Annotated in this window: 18 protein-coding genes and 1 riboswitch; of the genes, 8 read left to right on the top strand and 10 right to left on the bottom strand. The window is 40.0% G+C overall.

Going from position 1 to position 20,002, the window contains the following annotated elements:
- Window positions 1-206: 206 nt before the first annotated feature.
- Genes MKY15_RS15420 through MKY15_RS15410 form a run of 3 tightly spaced genes read right to left on the bottom strand, consistent with a single transcriptional unit; the run spans window position 207 to window position 2,313 of the window.
- Window positions 207-1,187 carry a diaminopimelate dehydrogenase gene (locus tag MKY15_RS15420; protein WP_067207779.1) on the bottom strand — a complete coding sequence of 327 codons (981 nt, stop codon included), beginning with the start codon at window positions 1,185-1,187 and terminating at the stop codon, window positions 207-209.
- Window positions 1,188-1,203: 16 nt separating this feature from the next.
- Complete coding sequence (locus tag MKY15_RS15415) at window positions 1,204-2,115, bottom strand: hypothetical protein (RefSeq protein WP_342537923.1); 912 nt, start codon at window positions 2,113-2,115, stop codon at window positions 1,204-1,206.
- 30 nt (window positions 2,116-2,145) lie between these two features.
- Entirely contained in the window at window positions 2,146-2,313 is a 168-nt protein-coding gene (locus MKY15_RS15410) for a hypothetical protein (RefSeq protein WP_342537922.1), read from the bottom strand.
- Between the two features lie 168 nt (window positions 2,314-2,481).
- On the opposite strand from MKY15_RS15410, the gene MKY15_RS15405 reads away from it, so the two are divergent.
- Window positions 2,482-3,648: an MFS transporter gene (locus MKY15_RS15405; RefSeq protein ID WP_342537921.1), complete on the top strand. Its 1,167-nt coding sequence runs from the start codon at window positions 2,482-2,484 to the stop codon at window positions 3,646-3,648.
- 26 nt (window positions 3,649-3,674) lie between these two features.
- Window positions 3,675-3,718, top strand: a riboswitch (PreQ1 riboswitch).
- An 86-nt stretch (window positions 3,719-3,804) separates the two neighbouring features.
- The gene (gene queF, locus MKY15_RS15400) at window positions 3,805-4,302 is read left to right on the top strand and encodes a preQ(1) synthase (RefSeq protein WP_067207771.1); all 498 of its coding nucleotides are present in this window, start codon (window positions 3,805-3,807) and stop codon (window positions 4,300-4,302) included.
- 46 nt (window positions 4,303-4,348) lie between these two features.
- Here queF and recQ read toward each other — a convergent pair whose 3' ends face one another.
- From recQ to MKY15_RS15370, 6 genes are all read right to left on the bottom strand, one after another.
- Window positions 4,349-6,127, bottom strand: a complete 1,779-nt coding sequence (recQ, locus tag MKY15_RS15395) for a DNA helicase RecQ (protein ID WP_067207768.1) — start codon at window positions 6,125-6,127, stop codon at window positions 4,349-4,351.
- Window positions 6,128-6,181: 54 nt separating this feature from the next.
- Window positions 6,182-6,598, bottom strand: coding sequence for a hemerythrin domain-containing protein (locus tag MKY15_RS15390; RefSeq protein ID WP_340741824.1), 417 nt, complete (start codon window positions 6,596-6,598; stop codon window positions 6,182-6,184).
- A gap of 261 nt (window positions 6,599-6,859) precedes the next feature.
- Entirely contained in the window at window positions 6,860-8,269 is a 1,410-nt protein-coding gene (locus tag MKY15_RS15385) for a SpoVR family protein (protein WP_067207763.1), read from the bottom strand.
- Window positions 8,266-9,432: a sporulation protein YhbH gene (gene yhbH, locus MKY15_RS15380; RefSeq protein WP_067213898.1), complete on the bottom strand. Its 1,167-nt coding sequence runs from the start codon at window positions 9,430-9,432 to the stop codon at window positions 8,266-8,268. Before yhbH ends, MKY15_RS15385 begins: the two co-directional genes overlap by 4 nt.
- A gap of 98 nt (window positions 9,433-9,530) precedes the next feature.
- Window positions 9,531-11,426: a PrkA family serine protein kinase gene (locus MKY15_RS15375; protein ID WP_067207760.1), complete on the bottom strand. Its 1,896-nt coding sequence runs from the start codon at window positions 11,424-11,426 to the stop codon at window positions 9,531-9,533.
- Window positions 11,427-11,551: 125 nt separating this feature from the next.
- Window positions 11,552-12,379, bottom strand: coding sequence for a DUF368 domain-containing protein (locus MKY15_RS15370; RefSeq protein ID WP_342537918.1), 828 nt, complete (start codon window positions 12,377-12,379; stop codon window positions 11,552-11,554).
- Between the two features lie 181 nt (window positions 12,380-12,560).
- On the opposite strand from MKY15_RS15370, the gene MKY15_RS15365 reads away from it, so the two are divergent.
- The 3 genes from MKY15_RS15365 (at window position 12,561) to MKY15_RS15355 (ending at window position 14,357) form a co-directional block, all read left to right on the top strand.
- The gene (locus MKY15_RS15365) at window positions 12,561-12,773 is read left to right on the top strand and encodes a helix-turn-helix transcriptional regulator (protein WP_067207754.1); all 213 of its coding nucleotides are present in this window, start codon (window positions 12,561-12,563) and stop codon (window positions 12,771-12,773) included.
- The gene (locus MKY15_RS15360; protein ID WP_342537917.1) at window positions 12,770-13,252 is read left to right on the top strand and encodes a hypothetical protein; all 483 of its coding nucleotides are present in this window, start codon (window positions 12,770-12,772) and stop codon (window positions 13,250-13,252) included. The genes MKY15_RS15365 and MKY15_RS15360 overlap by 4 nt, the downstream gene beginning before the upstream one ends.
- Window positions 13,253-14,108: 856 nt before the next feature.
- Window positions 14,109-14,357 (top strand): hypothetical protein, encoded by a 249-nt coding sequence (locus tag MKY15_RS15355; RefSeq protein WP_342537916.1) that lies wholly within the window; start codon window positions 14,109-14,111, stop codon window positions 14,355-14,357.
- A gap of 74 nt (window positions 14,358-14,431) precedes the next feature.
- Here the strand turns inward: MKY15_RS15355 and MKY15_RS15350 are convergent, their stop codons facing one another.
- Complete coding sequence (locus MKY15_RS15350) at window positions 14,432-15,406, bottom strand: rhodanese-related sulfurtransferase (RefSeq protein WP_342537915.1); 975 nt, start codon at window positions 15,404-15,406, stop codon at window positions 14,432-14,434.
- A 499-nt stretch (window positions 15,407-15,905) separates the two neighbouring features.
- Between MKY15_RS15350 and MKY15_RS15345 the strand changes: the two genes are divergently transcribed.
- The 3 genes from MKY15_RS15345 (at window position 15,906) to MKY15_RS15335 (ending at window position 19,149) form a co-directional block, all read left to right on the top strand.
- Complete coding sequence (locus MKY15_RS15345; protein ID WP_342537914.1) at window positions 15,906-17,417, top strand: polysaccharide deacetylase family protein; 1,512 nt, start codon at window positions 15,906-15,908, stop codon at window positions 17,415-17,417.
- Between the two features lie 237 nt (window positions 17,418-17,654).
- Window positions 17,655-18,038, top strand: coding sequence for a GntR family transcriptional regulator (locus tag MKY15_RS15340; protein WP_342537913.1), 384 nt, complete (start codon window positions 17,655-17,657; stop codon window positions 18,036-18,038).
- A gap of 4 nt (window positions 18,039-18,042) precedes the next feature.
- Window positions 18,043-19,149 carry a DUF5808 domain-containing protein gene (locus MKY15_RS15335; RefSeq protein WP_187047321.1) on the top strand — a complete coding sequence of 369 codons (1,107 nt, stop codon included), beginning with the start codon at window positions 18,043-18,045 and terminating at the stop codon, window positions 19,147-19,149.
- The last annotated feature ends 853 nt before the right edge of the window (window positions 19,150-20,002 follow it).

The raw sequence follows: 20,002 nt of genomic DNA, 5'->3' as shown, positions 1-20,002 counted from the left end.
GTGGAATGTTCTTCCAAAACAACTTAGTCGCTAGATTTGTTCGTTATACCCTGCAAGATATACCACCTTGTTAACTACAAATAAGTAGTGCCGAATATATAGTAATAAATAAAACATCTCCATAAAAACAGCGTTACCTCAACTATAGAGGTAACGCTGCCGTTGTTTATTCAAAAAGCAATATGCAATTCTATTTCCAAGTACAATTACAGCAATTCTTTCCGTAAATCTGCAGCACTTTTTGGAGAAAGCAATCCAGGCGCAATGTCGAAGACTGTTTTCGCACCCGTCTCACCGTTCTGATGCAACCTATAAGCTGCGCGTGCGTACGCAACAAGCACGCTTGATGTGAATTCAGGGTTGCTGTCGAGTTTCAAGGAATACTCCATCACTTGTGCGCTGTCTTCCCCTGTCTTACCGCTGCGAATCACGAAACCGCCGTGTGGCATCGCAGAGTGATCCTGTTTCAATTCTTCTTCAGTAATAAAAGTCACTGTCGTATCGTAATCTGTAAAGTAGTCAGGCATCGTGACAATCGTTTCTTTCACTTTGTTGCCGTCAACGCCATCTGCTAAGACTACATAACATTCGCGGGTATGCTTCTCACGCGTAGTCAATTCTGGTAACGAACCGCTACGCACTTTGTCAACTGCGTCCGGAACAGGAATTGTATATTGGACAGCACCTTTTACGCCTTCAATTCTTCTAAGCGCATCGGAATGTCCTTGGCTCAATCCTTTGCCCCAGAACGTGTAAGTAGCACCTTCCGATAAAACTGCTTCGCCGTACAAACGATTGATGGAGAACAAACCTGGATCCCAGCCGACTGAAATGATGGCAATCTTACCGTTAGGTTTAGCCGATGCATCTACAGCTTCAAAATAACCCGGAATTTTCGCATGTGTATCAAAGCTATCCACCGTGTTGAATAAAGCTGATAGTGCCGGGCCTTGCTCTGGTAAATCATTTTTCGATCCGCCGCAAAGGATGAGTACATCGATTGCATCAGTAAATTTATGAATGTCATCCATCATATGTACGGATACATTGCCATTCAGTAATTTCACATCTTCCGGATTTCTCCTTGTAAACACACCAACCAGTTCCATATCTTTATTCTGATTGATTGCAGACTCAACACCGCGTCCTAAATTTCCGTAACCTGCAATTCCGACTCTAATTGTCATCGTCGTATTTCCCCTTTCAATCTGTTGCATTCAATTTCAGCAATTTATAGTATAAGTTTATCTCTTTATTGGTCATTTTTCTATATAACTCGTCCGCTTTCGTAAAAAAAACTTCATCAATGGCAACGAACCCATAGCCACCGCCATTTTGTCTTAGCACAGGAAGGCCCTCGTATTTTAAGGGATAGCCGCCTTCCTCGCGAATAAACCCTTTTAACGACTTCATATATTTCATAATTTCACTATGCAATTTTTCATTACCATGCATCGGTTCCGATGATGTAAAGATAAGCGTCGTCGTCTCACCGTATGAACCCGTTCCGATTGAATCTGCCACGTTTTCTGCAATCCATCCTGTAAACCGACCTTTGACACCTAGACGACTAATTTTATCAAAAGCTGAACTTAGAATTTTAATTTTCATCAAAGACAAGTCTGATTCCTCTTCCTTTAGCTTCTCATTATCAAAATGCATGACCCATCCTCCAGTCGTCATTTCTCGATCTGATACGCTTTCTAGGCCGACAAAAGGTCCGAATTTGCTGGGTTCATCACTATACAGCTCTGCGAAAGTGTTTTGCATATCTTCTTGGACCGCTTCGGGCATGTTCACAAGCAGTTGCTTTTCTATTGTGAACACTTCATTCACAATCTGCCCAAAATAGAATGGTATCTCTTTTTGAACACTGATTAATGCTGCAGCCAATCGGGAGCTCTCGTCTTCAAGACGGAGATTCAGCAAAAATGGAATTGTTTCCACCTGACCGTTACCCTTCCAAATAATTGCTTCCATCATTATCCTATCAACAGAAGATTGCACATGCTTCACAGCAATACCCGCTTTGATGATTTCCTCCACATCGAAATAATCCGTTAGAATGAACAATTCGATAGAAGTATCTGCTTTAAGATGCGGGATTAATGACACTCCTGCAGCAATTGATTTGTGAAAGCCCCTTTATTCAGGTTGTTTCAAATCGGGAGAGGACATGTTTACTAAATCCCTCGCAAAAAACGGTTCGGAATAATGTTCCAAGTCTAGTTGAACGAAAATATATCGCTTTTCAATTTCATTTACAATTTCGCTATCATCTTGTTTTTTAAATAAGTTTGTAAAAAAGCCCACTCAGCGTTTCCCCCTTTACCCATTCATATATTTCATTAATCTTATCGTTATCTTTCATTAATTGCTAAAGAATATGTTTTGTTCACAATCTCTCCTTTTCCCCTTAGGTCCAAATAATGCTAAAGTATAGGGTAGGATGTTATCTATTAATTGAAAAGAGGCTTCATTATGCGTGGTTTTGTTTACCTCATCGTTTTCTTCTCGTTTTTTGATTTATTTTCGCAACTGCCTGTCATGAGCCCATTTGCATTATCTCTTGGTGCTACACCATTTTTAGTTGGACTTGCAGTTGGTATGTATTCATTTTCAAATACTATCGGGAATGTCATTTCCGGTTTCATGACTGACAAAAGAGGACCTTTTTTCATACTCGTACTTGGACTATTTGCTTCGGCACTCTCTCTCTTCCTCTACGCGTTTGTTGATGGACCAATGTCATTGCTCGGTGTCCGCTTTGTCCATGGTTTTATGGAAGGGCTAATTGTACCAGCTGCGTTCACTTTCCTGGCAAATCGTGCCGAAGAATCTAAACGAGGTAAAAGTGTTGCAATTTCAGGTGCATTCGTTGGATTGGCAGCGATTATCGGTCCAGCTTATGGTGGTATTGTGGCAGCTAAAACAAGTACACCTTTCATTATGGCGGTCAACGGCGGCATCATGATGCTACTGGCAATACTTGCATTCTTTGTTCTCCGATCGTTTACATATGTACGAAAACAGCCTTCAAAAGGAGCTGACAGTTTCCGTGTCAGATATCTTTTCCAACATCCGGGGATGGTCAGAGCATTCGCGGGAGCATTCTTCTTAATGTTCTCACAAGGTGTACTTGCCCTTGTGTTGCCGCTAAAAGTTGAATCACTTGGATTTGATACCAAAACAACGGGGTTGTTACTAAGCACATTTGGCGTCGTCGCTATTCTCATCTTCTTATTGCCCATCAATCGAGTTTTTGACCGTGTACGGCCAGTTGTGACACTTGCATTCGGAACAACACTTATGGGATTAAGTATGCTGTTCCTGAGTCAAGTTGAGGAATTGAATTACTTATATATTGCAATGTGTATTTATGGGGCTGGATTTGCTTTCCTCTTCCCATCCATCAACTCGCTGCTAATCGATTCTTCATCTCCTGAATTTCGCGGGAAAGCATATGGTTACTTTTACGCGTTCTTCTCGATTGGTGTCGTTGCAGGTTCAAGCTTGATTGGATTCTTGGACTTGGAGTACCGAGGCGCTTTCATGCTGACAGGATTCATCCTCCTCGCTGTCGCTTTATATGCCTTGATTGGCTTGAAGAAAAAAGGATCTATTGACAAATCATCGCACGTCCTATAATGTCAGATACGAAATGAATACCCTGTTCGGGAGAGGTTCATAGCGACCCTCTATAAAAAACTATGGATGACGGAATTTACGCCATGTGCATTCGATATGGCCGTTTTCCCGGCGCCTATGGACCTCCCTGACAAAATATACGGGAGGTTTTTTTAATTGGCTGGAAGAGATGAAGCAACATTGACCGACTTAACTTTGCTCGGCAATCAAAACACGAAATACGTGTACGAGTACAACCCCGATGTTTTAGAGGCTGTCGACAATATGCATGTGGATCGCGATTACTTTGTTAAATTCAACTGTCCGGAGTTTACATCACTTTGTCCGATGACAGGGCAACCCGATTTCGCGACGATGTATATCAGTTTTGTGCCGGATAAAAAACTTGTGGAGAGTAAAGCACTCAAATTATATCTATTCAGTTTCCGAAATCATGGCGACTTTCATGAAGACTGCGTCAATATTATTATGAATGACATAATCAAACTAATTGAACCGCGTTATATCGAAGTATGGGGGAAATTTACGCCGCGTGGCGGCTTGTCAATCGATCCTTATTGCAACTATGGCAAACCCGAAACAAAATATGTACAAATGGCGGAACACCGGATGATGAATCACGATATGTATCCGGAAAAAGTTGATAATAGATAATTTGATAACAAAAAACCATCCGGACTGTTCATTGTCCGGATGGTTTTTATGCGTTTTGCATTTGAAAAGTCTTGATTTCTTCCATGAATGCTTCCCCGTATCTTTCCAATTTCGCAAGACCAACACCATTTACTTCGAGGAAATCATCATTTGTAACAGGCATTCTTGCCGCCATATCACGCAACGTTTTATCTGAAAAGACGACGAACGGCGGTACACCCGCTTCTTGAGCCAGTTTCATACGTAGTGCACGAAGCTGGTCGAATAGTGGATCATCATTCGCAACTTGCATTGTAATAACAGTCACTTTTCGATTGACTGTCACTTTACCTGTCAGCACATCTTTCCCTTGTTCACTGACGTAAATGGTTGGAAACTGCCCATTCTCCACGCCAAGATAACTTTCTGAAATGATGAACTCGATGAAATCAGATATATCTTTTGCGCTACGCCCTTTCATTAAACCGTATGTCGTTAATTTATCGAAACCGAATTCAATCACCTTCTTGTTCCGAGATCCTGTTAATACTTGTGCAATCATCGCCTTGCCAAACCGTTGTCCCATTCGAATGACACATGACAATACTTTTTGAACGTCTTCAGTCACATCCGTACTTTCACGTGTGTCGGTACAATTTGCACAGCGACCGCAGTCCTTCACATCTGTCTCTCCGAAATACAAAATAATGAATTTCTGAAGGCATGTTTCTGTATGGCAATAGTCAATCATTGACTGCAATTTTTCAAGCTCTGCCGGAATTCTGCTTGGGTCTTGTGATTGATCAATCAAGAAACGCTGGGTTTGTACATCCTGTGATGAAAATAGCACAGTACAAGCACTGTCAAGCCCATCACGTCCTGCACGCCCTGCCTCCTGATAATAGCTCTCCATATTTTTCGGCATCTGGTAATGAATAACATAGCGGATATTGGATTTATCAATTCCCATGCCGAATGCATTTGTCGCAACCATGACTGACGCCTCATCATTCAAAAAACGGTCTTGTCCAGACTGACGTTCAATATCTCCAAGTCCAGCATGATATTTCGCAACAGACACTCCACTTTTTTGAAGAATGTCGTGCACATGATCAACCGCTTTTCGTGTAGCAGCGTAAATAATGCCCGCTTCTCCTTCATTTTTACGGACGTATTCTTTTACAAATTTTTCACGGTCTTGCCCTTTGACGACCGAAAAAGTGAGGTTTGCCCGCTCAAATCCTGTCATAACCGTATTATTTTCACTAATTCCAAGCTGACGGCAAATATCTTCCCGGACAGCTGGTGTGGCAGTAGCTGTTAGTGCAAGGAGAACCGGCTTTTTATCAAATAGAGAAACAATACTGCTTATATTGCGGTAACTTGGACGAAAATCGTGACCCCATTGCGAAATACAATGTGCTTCGTCAATAGCGACCATCGGAATTGTCATCCGCCGCAACTGATTTTTGAAAGACGGTGAGTCAAGACGTTCAGGGGCGACGTAAAGAAGCTGATACTCGCCCAACACGGCTCTCTCCATTGTTTCAAAGTATTCCTCTGATGAAAGTGAACTATTGATGTACGCTGCGGGAATCCCTACTTGGTGGAGTGCATCGACTTGGTCTTTCATCAGTGAAATAAGTGGTGAAATAACAAGAACGGTGCCATCCATCACGAGTGCGGGCACTTGGTAACAGACAGACTTCCCGCCCCCCGTTGGCATAACGCAAAGTGTATCCTGATAGCTCATAACGCCCCGGATAACTTGCTCCTGACCTGTCCTAAAAGAAGGATACCCAAAATATGTTGTCAATATCGATAAAGCTTTTTCGATTTGGACCATCTCCTAACTATATATCAAAGAAAAAAGCACCGGTTAATGGCGCTTAAAGTAGTATTAGTTTTCAAAAAGCATGCGTTCTTCATCGCGGCTATGTATTTCATTGACGACGATTAATGCATGAAACCTATGAAGTACAGCAGGACTCAGATTTTCATCCTCACGCAGTTGTTCAATATCCTTCACGATAATCCGTAGCAAATCATGGTCTCGTGTCAATTGAACAACAGTTTCCTTCAGATCAGGATTCCGTTCGGCAACTTCTCCGTAAAATCCTTGTTCTTCGGCATCCGCGTGACTGATAACACGTGTCTTCCAGTATTCAATTAAATCATCAGCCGCCTGGTTCGCCAACGCAAGATCACCCTGTTGAAGAAATTCCATCATACCCTCTGTCTTACTAACTGCCCCTGAAAGTCCGCCTTCATGAATTGCGCGGTGGGAGTGTAGTTTCTTAAGTGCTGGTCCAGCCATTTCAATCATCCTTCCGTTTAGAGCTTTGCTTTAAGAATAACAGATTATGCGGCGTATTGAAATGAAAGTCCGTTCGCCATTATATGAATTTCGTTTTCATTGATGTTTTACCTTTTGCCACTTCGATTTCCATATAAGCACCATTAACTAATGTATTTCCCAGTCCGTGAACCTTTACCCCGTTGGAATTTAGACGAGAAAAAACCCCACAATCGAAAATCCGATCGCGGGATAATACTACTTCTAACTACTGGTTATCACTTAAACATACCGTCGATATACCTTGTTCCGATCATATGAATAGACGACTTGCAAATTCTCTACATACGTTTCTAGATGTACAATCCGTCCCCATAATTGATAAATATAAGGAAGCACACTTTCTAAATACTTAAGATCCAGCTCGGTCCCCTCGTATTTATGCACCAAATACAGTTCTCCGTTGCGCAAGTAATCCCCATTTTCAACTACGATATATGGAAAACCACCGTTTACACGCATGGATACTAGTTGATTTCTTACATTTTCATAATCTTTAGTAGTAATTTGATAGTTGCCGCCCTTTTTTTCAAAGAGATATAAATCTTCCTGTTGAACTAACTCTTTGGTGACATAGTTGCGGATAAAGGATATATCCGATTCAATTTCTCTCACTTCAAAGATTTTTTCTATACCCGTGTTAGGCTGGACCCCTAACCTTCTCAATTTCTCCGTCGGATTATTGTATCTCTTTTCAATATCCTCGTAAATTTTCAATCCTAGATAATAGGGATTAATCGAGGTTTTCGAAGGCTGGATAACATTCGCATTCAATGTAGCAAATTCGATTGTTTCATCTGAGGTTAAATCCATTTCCCTCAAAATACGTTGATGCCAAAAAGATGCCCAGCCCTCATTCATAATTTTCGTTTCAAGCTGTGGCCAAAAGTAGAGCATTTCCTCTCGCATCATCGTTAATATATCACGTTGCCATTCTTCCAGTTCACGACTATACTCCAAAATGAATAGCAAAAGATCTTTTTCCTGATTTTGAGGTACTTTCTTTCCCTTTGGTGTTGTTACTTTCTTCTCTGCCGCTTTTCTATCCAAATTCCATAAATCATCATAAGGCGTTTTCCGTATAATTTCTTCTTCAACACTTTCCTCATCCAAATCATCAGCTGGCCGTTGAGGCCTTAGTATAGAAGGATCAATATGTTCCTGAATGGCTAATACAGCATCTAAAAAACGTTCTACCTCATCTTTACCATGGATCATTTCATAATTCGCAATGCGCTCAGCCGTTGCAGTCATACTCTCTACCATGTCTTTTCTTGTGTTAGAGAATCGAACATTATTTTTGAAAAAATCACAATGGGCAAGAACATGGGCAACAATAAGTTTGTTTTGAATAAGGCTGTTCGTATCCAGCAAAAACGCATAACAAGGATTTGAATTAATGACTAACTCATAGATTTGACTCAAACCAAGATCATATTGCAACTTCATTTTATGAAATTGCTTTCCAAAACTCCAATGAGTAAAACGGGTTGGCATCCCATAAGCTCCAAATGTGTAAATTATATCGGCAGGGCAAATTTCATACCGCATGGGATAATAGTCGAGACCAAATCCAGTTGCGATCTCTGTGATTTCATCAATCGCACGGTGAAGCGCTTTTATTTCCGTCAATCGAATCCCTCCAAGTTTTTATGGAAGAAGCTTTTAAGCGCAAAGTAAACATCTCGTTTTTCTTTCAATATATAATGACGGAATTTCGGGTCATCGATTTTTTTAAATGAGGACATCATTGTTGAAAAACGATTATAGGCATTTACCTCACCGTAACCAAACATATTGGAAACAGCCATAAGTTCTTGAACAAGTTTTATACATTTTTCATTATCAGATGACATATTTTCTCCGTCAGAAAAGTGAAACGGATAGATATTATAGCGTACAGGATTGTATTTATTTTCAATCAATTCAAGTGCTTTTATATACGCGGATGAACAAATAGTACCCCCACTTTCCCCTTTCGAGAAAAAGTCCTCTTCAGTTACCACTTTTGCTTCTGTATGATGCGCAATAAATTCAAATTCAACTGTTTCATATTTCGTGCGCAAAAAATTAGCCATCCAAAAGAAAAAACTTCTCGCCATCATTTTTTCGAAATTACCCATTGATGCACTCGTATCCATCATGGCAAGAACTACTGCTTTAGATTCAGGTTTTTTCACATCATCCCATGTTTTAAAACGCAAATCATCATTGTGAAAGGGTGCGATTTCAGCTTTCCCTTTGATGGCATTCCTTTTAATAGCAGTTAAAATCGTGCGTTTTTTATCAATATTTCCGATAAGTCCTTTTTTTCGGATATCATTAAACTCAATTTTTTCAGCCGTGTTTTCGGCCTGCTCTTTTTGTTCCAAATCCGGTAATTCCATTTCTTTAAACAAGGCATCCTCTAATTCAGCAATCGAGACTTCTGCTTCATAATAGTCTTCCCCCGCTTGATCCCCGGCTTGTTTCCCTGTCCCTGGCCCACTTTTCCCCTGCGATCCATCTTTCGCAACCACATCACCTACTTGGCTATCTCCATTTCCTTGCCCTACATGCTTTGATTTGTCATGATTGTAACGAATTTTATATTCATCTAGCGAACGTATGGGGATTTTAATAACGTCCTTACCTTTTGACAAAATAATACTTTCCTCACTGATTAAATCAGGCAAGTTATTTTGAATAGCTTCTTTCACTTTATCTAAGTGACGTTGCTGATCTTGATGGCCCTTTCGGTGAAGAGACCAGTTTTCTTGTGAGATAGCAAAATGTTCATTGTCTTTTTCACTCATCTTCATCCACACCCATCTTTTAGCCAATGTATGCTTGTGATTTTTAGAAAAAAACAAGACCAATGCTTCATCAGTCTTGCTCCTTTATCTTCCAGCTTTTATCGATTTAGTAGACTTCCAACATAGCGCAACAATTCATTTGCCGAAATTGAATTATAACCATACTCATCGATAAGTCGTGCGATGACTTCATTCACCTTTTTAAGATGCGATTCGTCTGGAGTTTTGGATGAAGTCGTAATTTTGACAACATCTTTTAAATCTGAAAACAGTTTCTTTTGAATGGCTTCTCGCAAACGCTCATGGGAATTATAGTCAAAACGCTTTCCTTTCCTTGCATAAGCGGAAAGTCGAATGAGAATTTCCTCTCGAAAAGCTTTTTTAGCATTTTCCGAAATACCAATTTGTTCTTCAATGGAACGCATCAATTTTTCGTCCGGATTCATTTCTTCTCCTGTTAAAAAATCTCGCAATTTGTTTTTATTGCAATAGGCTTCAACATTATCGAGGTAGTTATCCATCATCGATACCGCGGACTCTTCATATGAATAAACGAATGCTTTTTGGACTTCTTTCTTTGCAATTTCATCAAATTCTTTTCTTGCGATTGCAATATAGTTCATATACTTTTCACGGTCTGCTTGCGAAATGGAAGCATGCTGGTCTAGCCCATCTTTCAAAGAACGTAAGACATCTAGTGCATTAATTGAAGAAACTTCTTTTCGAATGATAGCCGATGAAATTCGGTTGATGACATAACGTGGATCAATGCCGTTCATTCCTTCATTCGGAAACTCCTTCTTCAATTCCTCTACATCCATTTGATTAAATCCTTCAACACTTTCCCCGTCGTAAAGACGCATTTTCTTTACAACATCGATTCCTTGTTTCTTAGAATCTTCCAGACGTGTCAACACTGAAAATATCGCAGCTACCTTAAATGCATGTGGAGCAATATGAACATGCGTCATATCACTTTCTTTAATCATTTTTTCGTAAATACACTCTTCTTGGCTAACTTTTAGATTATAAGGAATCGGCATTACAATAATTCTTGAGTGAAGAGCCTCATTTTTTTTATTGGCAATAAAAGATCGGTACTCTGTTTCATTGGTATGCGCAACAATTAGTTCATCTGCGCTAATCAACGCGAACCTGCCCGCCTTAAAGTTACCTTCCTGGGTCAGCGATAATAAATGCCATAGAAACTTCTCATCCAGCTTCAGCATTTCCTGAAATTCCATCATGCCTCTGTTTGCTTTATTCAATTCACCGTCAAAGCGATAAGCACGCGGATCCGATTCGGAACCAAATTCGGCAATTGTAGAAAAGTCGATACTTCCCGTTAAATCCGCAATATCCTGTGATTTTGGATCGGAAGGTGTAAATGTTCCAATACCGACACGTTTGTCTTCCGAGAAAAAGATTCGTTCTACCAGTACATTTTCAATTTCACCATCGTATTCTTGTTCAAGTCGCATAGAATTTAACGGCGACAGGCTTCCTTCAATACGAATACCATACCCCTCTAAAAAATCTTTGCGTAAATGTTGCGGGATTAAATGTAGCGGATCTTCATGCATTGGACAGCCTTTGATGGCGTAAACCGCACCCTCGTCTGTTTTGGAATAGTTCTCAAGTCCGCGTTTCAATAAAGTCACGATTGTAGATTTACCACCACTCACTGGTCCCATCAACAACAAAATCCGTTTACGAACCTCTAGTCTTTTAGCTGCGGGATGAAAGTATTCTTCCACAAGCCTCTCAATTGACTCTTCAAGTCCAAAAATCTCTTCTCCAAAAAATTGATAGAGCCTGTTACCATCTTTCTCCACTAATCCAGAGCTTTTAATCATATTATAAACACGTGAATGTGCTGTTTGTGCGACTTCTTTTCTGTCCTTCACTATGGCTAGGTACTCAGCAAACGTGCCTTCCCACTTAAGTCTGTTTTCTTCTTCTCGGAAATTTCTTACTTTGTTTAATATATCCATCAATTTCCCTCCAGTCAGGGCATGTTTTATCCATAGTATGCGAGGAGGGAAGTTATAATGACGGTCAATATGAAAAGTGCCACATCCAGAAACGGTTCAATCCGTTTCTGATGTGGCACTTTTCACTACTTATTGACGATTGATGTTTTGCTCTGTGAACTGAACATATTCGCGACGACGAGACCTGTAAAGAACGCAATGACACTCATGACAAACGGTGTTCCACTTTCAGGAATCCCGGGATAGATGACGAATAACGAACCTACAATAAGTCCGATAATCACAGCAAACATGATGTACTTAAAATGCTTCAGCAAATAACTGATTGCTTTGTTGCTGACGATGAACCCCACAATGATTCCTGCACCGATAACAGCGATAATTGATAAATTAAAGTTCGATAATGCACCAATTACCGTCGAGTAAACGCCCAAAACCAGCAAAATGAATGAACCGCTAATACCCGGCAATAACATGGCGATACTTCCCGCCCATCCAGCGAAAAAGAGTCCAATCGCATTGGAGGCAGTCAGGGATGTAATGACTGCTGTATCTTGTGGTTTAATGAATGCCAGTGAAGCGAGTGCTCCTCCAACTAATAGAATGACTATGAAATGTTGCCATGTAAAATTTCTTTTCACACCCGCTTGCTTTGTAATGAAAGGTAGTACGCCGACGACAAGACCCATAAAGAAATACTGAGTAGGCGCAGGCTGATTTTTAAGTAAGTATTCGATTACCTTACTGAACAATAGAAGTGTGATTCCGATTCCAATACCTAACGGCAATAAAAATCCGATGTGTTTTTTCCAATTACGGCTGAAAAACCCGCTAATCGATGCTAGTAATTCATCATAAATACCCAAAATGAACGCAATTCTTCCTCCGCTCACACCAGGAATAAGATCGCTAATCCCCATAAAGAATCCACGATATAAATTTCTCCACTGCATAACTATAGTTCCTCCAATATCAATTGACTGTTCTTAGTATAACACTTTGACGTGCCTATAAGTAAGAGGGTAAGTGACAATTTAAGCCTACTAAATGTAAAGTAAAGCATCCTTTTTGTATAGTTAACTTTACAAAAGGAATATCATACTATACAATCAACTTAACATTCAGCAAGGAGGAATCCATTTGCTTACAAACCGCGTGAAGGAATTAAGAGCGCGTTTCAATTTGACACAAGGTGATCTCGCCGACAAGGTTGGGGTAACAAGACAGACAATCGTCTCGCTCGAAAAGGGTAGCTACACCCCTTCCCTACTATTAGCTATGAATATCGCAGAAGTGTTTGAAATGCCGATTGAGAGAATTTTTTCGAAAGAGGAGAAAAATAAATGAGTATGTACATTACAGTGTTTTTAAGGATTATGCTACTGCTATCTCTAGCGGTAATGGTTTTTGATTATTTAAGGGTGGAGCAGCTATATATTCAAATGGACCGAGGCTTTATTGATGGGTTTGAAGTCTTTATCATTCGATGGCCAGGGTTTATTTTTATAATTATTGTCATTTTATTTGTCATCATCAATACCATACAATTTATTCTCGTCCGTAAAAACAAACACTCTATTTTGAATGCATTCTTAGCCGTAGAATACGATGTTTCAGACGAACGAGCTGTTCAAATTACACATAAAGCAGTCAGTAATGCATTCGTCTTTATTTTAGTTTACTCATTTTTTATTGTTGGATCTTATATGTTCATTCCAAATTATTTTGTTGATTATATTTGGTATCCACTCTTTACAACAGTCTCCATTCCTATCGTTGGATTGCTGACGTATTTAATTTCATTTAAAGTACTGCAACATAAGTAATGAAAGTGTGCGGATTTCAGATGAGAAGCTTAACCATAACCATAACCTTAACCTTATCTCTTAGAATTTTGACAATTATTACATTTAGTCTTCATGTATCGGGCACCTTTTATTATGATTCAACTATATATGTTGAACAAATGAATACGGCGTATGGGCTTTACAAGGGATTATGGTAGGCCACTGAAAAAGCCCTTGTAATTGGAATGAATTAGGATTCCCACTAATACCGCTTCGGCGCTTTGTGGATGCCTCCCGCGATAAGCCAGAAAGCGCATTTCATTATTAGTGGTGAAATCTGCAACCTGGATTGCGTCTTTCTTGACTATAATTATATATGTTGAATCCGGTATATATACTGAGCGAAGGCGCCTTAACAGGGGTAGTCGAAGCCATAAGACTGGCGGCGAAGCTGCTTGGCTTATGGCGGGAGGCATCCCCTAGCGCCGTAGCGGTTCAATGGGATTCTTTATTTCAATTTATATAGTATCAACTAGTAATCACCTTACAATCTCGGCATATACATCTCAAAATCACATTTCTCCCAATAATGAACAACCTAGCGCAGGCGCGGCAATGGGGTCGCCGAAGCCGTAAGACTGGATGCAAAGCGCTAATCCAGGCTTACGGTGAGAGGCATCCCCGAAGCGCCGAGTGTTCTACAATCCACACCCCGAATTACAACTCTCTCATTATCGAGAAGCACAGCAGATTCAATGGGATTCTTTAATTCAACATATATACATTACACAATAGTCCAAGTCCTTATTTCACGCTTTCCTTTTGGATTGTATTAGGGCTCATTTGTTTTCAGCAGTATAAGCATAGAAAGAACAGTCCTGACGGTCGGTTTATTATGAAAGAAATGATTTTGCCTGAATTTTATTCGAATGATGAGCGGGAAGCAGTAATAACTGGAAGAGCGGTAAAAGATGCGCTTTCAGCCATACTTCTTTTCACTCCTATCGCCCTAGCGGCAATGGCTTTGGCCCTGATCTTCGAGGGGGAATTCCGGCTTATGTTGTCTTTATTGATTGCTTCTTCCATCCCGATTGCCGGTTTGATCGCTTATTACTTTTCTTTTCGCCACCATTATTTACGATAAAAATCTGACGAAATATTTTCTATACTTCCAACAAAAAACGCCTAAACAGAGGAATCTGTTTAGGCGTTTTTCATTTAGATTGCGTGCATTTCATTTTTACGACGTTCAATTGCTTCGAGACGCTCGTCATATTGTTCTACTGTCATGTTATGCTCAACGAAGTAACGGTTCCGCGGATGTGTACGACATTCGTCCGTACAACTGCGCATATACAAGTGCTCATTTTCTTCAGAACAAATGATTTTTGCGTTACATATCGGATTTGCACAGTTCACGTAGCGTTCACACGGCGTATCATCAAAATGATCACGGCCGACGATTACATGCTCCACTTGATTGATTGGAACCGCAATTCGCTCGTCAAATACGTAACATTGTCCGTCCCAAAGCTGACCTTTGGCAACAGGATCTTTTCCGTACGTGACGATTCCTCCGTGCAATTGACCAACATCTTCAAAACCTTCACGTACAAGCCAACCGGAGAATTTTTCACAACGTATTCCACCAGTGCAATACGTCAGGATTTTCTTCCCTTCGAACTGTTCTTTGTTGTCGCGAATCCACTCAGGCAGGTCGCGGAAGTTTTCAATTTCTGGACGAACTGCTCCACGGAAATGTCCAAGATCAAACTCGTAATCATTACGTGCATCAATGACAACTGTATCTTCATCTTGCATCTGCTTGAAGAACTCTTCAGGACTTAAGTAATTACCCGTTAATTCATTTGGGTTAATATCATCAGGTAAGCTCAAGTTAACGATTTCTTCACGAGCGCGCACATGCATTTTTTTGAATGTATGTCCATCTGCTTCGTCGATTTTGTAAACGATATCTTTGAAACGATCATCGCTTTTCATCATGTTCATGTACGCTTCCGTCTGTTCAACGGTTCCCGAACATGTACCGTTAATTCCTTCAGTACCTAAAATAATACGACCTTTTAAACCAATTTCATTACATGCCGCCAAATGTTCAACAGCTAACGTTTCAGGATCTTCAATCGTTACATATTTGTAATAGAGAAGAACCTGGTATGCGTTTTTTTCCATTTTTTCCAACCACCTTGTTTTTATAATTGCATGTTATAGCAACAACCGGCTCGGATTATTCACAAATAATTGTAAATATACAAAAGCAAACCCGTATTTGCAAGATCCGGGACGCTGATATTATATCACAAATAGACAAAAGCGCAAGCGCCTGTTCAGAGGCGACAGGCATAAGATGAGCTGGCCAAGCCGATTTTTTACCGCACAGCAGGACCGACTTATGACCCGAGCCTCTAGGCGCTGAAGTCTGGACGTAACAAGCTTCTTTAGCTACGTTGGTCAAGAATTATTCCGAGTCAATATATACCCAATTTACCCTTCTATTAACTAAGGTTAATTAGTTTCCCCGAATTTTATGTCAATACTTGGTACATTTCTTTTTTTCATGTATACTATAAAAGTATGTTTAATGATAGATTTCGACATATATATAACTTTTTGAAACTATTAACGAGACTCATCCGTCTAACTTTTTATAAACAGTAAAGGAGCCTACAACATGAAAAATATGCACCGAAAACGTCGTTCATCCTGGATTGACATTACATTTTCAATAGCTATCATCGCATTAACCGTATCGGCCATCTATTTAATTTCACAAACTACTAAGAACGAGGCTTCTTCGCTTCCTGAAAAGAACAAGGCTTCAACTTCGGTCGTAATCGATACGATTGACTCCCATTATCCAGGTATTAAAATTATTACGGAAACTTCTAATGATACATATATTCCATTTGCCATTCAATATCCGCAAAGTTTACATAGTCCATTCAATGAAGCTATTTCCAAATACATAACAACAGCTAAACAAAACTATTTAACTACAATGGCAGAAAACAAAAAAAACGGTAGTAAATTCACAGGTGAACTCAACATTTCTTTTGAAACCCTTTCCCATTATTCAGGAAACTATTCGTTTGTTCTTGTTAACAGTAGTTCAACCGGCGGGGCAAACGGTACAACCGATATTCGATCATTCCATTTGAATCCTGAAACAGGAGAAACGTTTACAATTGCGGACCTCTTTGGACGTGATCCAAAAAATCTCGAACAACTTTCTACTTTAGCACGCGAAGCAATTTACAACGATCCTTTACTTGCAGATCACGTTTTCCCGGAAGAAGTGCATCTCCAGACTGAACCAATCTGGGCAAACTTCGATAATTTCGCAATCACGGATGAATCTCTTATTCTTTATTTCGATGAATACGAACTAGCAGCGGGAGCAGCCGGTCCACCGATTATCGTAATTCCAGTGAGTGATATAAACAGCTTACTTTCCGAAAAGTTCCAATTAGTAGTTGAAGATACTGATGAGAATACGATTACCAAAGATCCGGTGAAGGAGGAAAATCCAACTACGCCTCCTAACGATACAGAATCCTCTACAAATCAAGGCAACAACGATAGTGATACTTCTGAAGATGAAACGGAAGGATCCACTGAAGAAGTCGATGATGGCATTAAACAAATTGCCCTTACATTCGATGATGGGCCCGATCCTAAAGTGACCATTCAAATTCTTGAGACGTTAAATAAATACGATGCAAAAGCAACATTTTTCATGCTTGGTAGTCGGGTTGAATACTATCCGGAAATCGCAAAAAAAGTACAAGAAGCAGGTCACGAGCTTGGGAATCATACCTGGAACCACCCTGATTTAACAAAGGCAAACGTCGAAAAGGTTCGCAGTGAAATCAACGAGACGTCTTCCATTATTGAAAATGTCACCGGTCAGAAAGTAACTGCATTCAGGCCCCCTTATGGTGCAGTTAACAAAACTGTTCGTAGCCAAACAAACTTACCTGTTGTTCTATGGGATGTAGATACGCTTGACTGGAAACACCGTGATCCAGACAAACTTCTTGCACATGTAAAAGGTGCGACAAAAGATGGCAGCATTATTCTTATGCACGATATTCACCAATCGACAGCGGATGGTCTCGATGCAGTTTTAGCTTACTTGCAAAGTGAAGGCTATACATTCGTCAAAGTTTCAGAGTTACAATAAGTAGTCACTTTACTCCCCCTGGACTGGATGTTCAGGGGTTTTTAGTTTAACTTGAGTCAGTAGAAGACTCTGCTTATTCAAGTTAAGCCTCCAACGGATGTCACAAATTTTGAAAGGTGTTAATTGCGCAAGCGCAACTACCCCAAGGCGTAATTGATTAATGTAAACCAACACTTGCTCTATACATAATAGAACACATTTGTTATAATAGAATTAGAACAGTTAGGAGGTAATCAAATGTTCATCCAAATCGAACCGGAATCGGATATACCAATTTACGCACAATTAGCCTCCCAACTAATCGAAGCGATTGCTCGTGGAAAACTGGTAGGCGGGGATGCGCTACCATCCGTTCGATCATTAGCAGCAGACCTTGGCATGAATATGCATACCGTCAATAAGGCTTACCATGAACTTGAAAGAAAAGAAATCATTCGGATTGTTCCAAAGTCAGGAGCTATCGTCAATCCTCTTTCACAAGATGACATTCGTGGGGATCATCTTGAAAGAATTTCCACAGAAATAAAACCAATCATCGCAGAAGGAATCGTGCTCGGGATGAAACCTGAAGCTATTAATAAATTAATTTCATCTATCATTTTATCTATTAAGGAGGAGTAAAGGAATGGAACTTACACTATTTTTAGTCATAATCGGTTTTCTCTTTGTACTGCTATCCGCCACCCCATTTTTATTGAGACGGACAATTGCGTTCGGCGTAACGATTCCAGAAGGACATACAGACGACCCTACAATTGCTTCTTTCAAGAAAATATATGCCGCAACTATTTTCATTACCGGTCTCATTTCACTGATTGCTTATTTTACCTTGGCCAACACTAGTAGCCTAACGGAAGACAAAATTATCTTAACCGGATTAGCGATTCAGTTCGGTATCATCTTTTTGAGTATGGGGCTCTATTTTTACTTTCATGCAAAAACAACACGTCTTAAACAACTCAATGAATGGGGCTTACATTTGAAACAGGTCCGAATCGCTGATTTAGCTATCCGAACAAAAGACGAAATGCTTCCTTCATTTCTTTATGCTTTACCAATGATTATAACTATTGGCCTAATTGCCTATACTGCAACCCAATACAGTAGTATGCCTAGTATGATTCCAACACATTGGGGACCAAGTGGCCAAGCAGATGCCTTTAGCCCGAAAACACCTTTCTCCGTAATTGCCCTTCTACTCATTCTGTTGGTTATGCAAGGGATGATGCTTGGGATCAATGCATTCACAAAAAATTCCGGCATTAAATTGAATGCCGCAAAACGAAAAACATCTCAAATTCAACAATTATCGTTCCGTAAATACACGAGTTGGTTATTATTTATGATAAGCGTACTCATGACTGTTCTTTTGGGATTCCTACAGCTTACGACAATCCATGAAGGACTTGGTAGTGCAGTACTTATGCTTGCATTACCGTTGGGTTTCTCACTAATCGTCCTTATAACGACAGCTATCTATGCTTTCAAAGTCGGTCAGAGTGGCTCACGGATCAATGTTGACATTGAAGATGATTCTATTGCCGGTATTACTGACGTCGATGACGATAAGTATTGGAAAGCTGGGATCTTTTATGTGAATAAAGACGATTCCTCCATTTTTGTTGAGAAAAGATTCGGTGTCGGTTGGACCATCAACTTCGCCAACCCGATTGGATACATCATCCTATTTGGTCCATTGCTACTCATCCTGGCTATCACTTTCTTTTTATAGTTTTAAAAGCAGTATGTTTCAGAGATTAACGTATACACTACAGCTGTATATAAGCTGAACTAAAACCCATTATGAGCTACAAACCATGCAGAGTATTATTTTAGAGCAACAGAAAACCCACCTTGGCCAAGGTGGGTTTTCTGTTGCTCTTTCTACTAAAGCCCTCATTAGTGAAAAACCACTTAACAGCGAGCGCATCCACTTGAAATGATTGACCAAAATGGCGCACCACTAAATTATTTTTACTTTTGAATTTCATTTCTCCATTTCAAATAAGTGTAGAGCAATTGAACAGGTAAAGTAATTAATAATGCCGTAATCCAAATCTTTTTCTCTAGTTCAGGTATTGCTGAAATTAGCAGTACTATGATTGCGATAATACAAATTGGAATATATCATAAAGTTCTATATATGTTGAACAAATGAATACGGCGTATGCGCTTTACAAGGACTTTTGGGAGGCCACTGAAAAAATCTAGTACTTTGAATGAAATAGAAATCCTACGAATACCACTTCGACGCTTTGTGGATGCCTCCCGCGATAAGCCAGAAAGGAGACCGCTTTCAGTCTTATCGCTCCGGCTACCACGAAGACGCGCCTTCGCTGGATGGTCTATGTGAGAAAGCGCATTTCATTAGCTGTGATGAAATCCGAAACCTAGAGTGCGGATTTCTTGAATATAATTATATATGTTGAATCCGGTATATATACTGAGCCAAGGCGCCTTAACAGGGGTAGCCAACTGAACAACGAAGAGTTCGGTTTGTATAATTTCTGCGTTCTTTGCAGAAATTATACAGTTAATGCCAAGAGGTTATTCCAGATAGATTAAAGAATACCTCATCTGACTTA

Origin of the sequence: Sporosarcina sp. FSL K6-1540 (assembly GCF_038620285.1) — a bacterium.
In the GTDB taxonomy this organism is placed as follows: domain Bacteria; phylum Bacillota; class Bacilli; order Bacillales_A; family Planococcaceae; genus Sporosarcina; species Sporosarcina psychrophila.
This window is presented reverse-complemented; position numbering and strand designations above follow the sequence as displayed.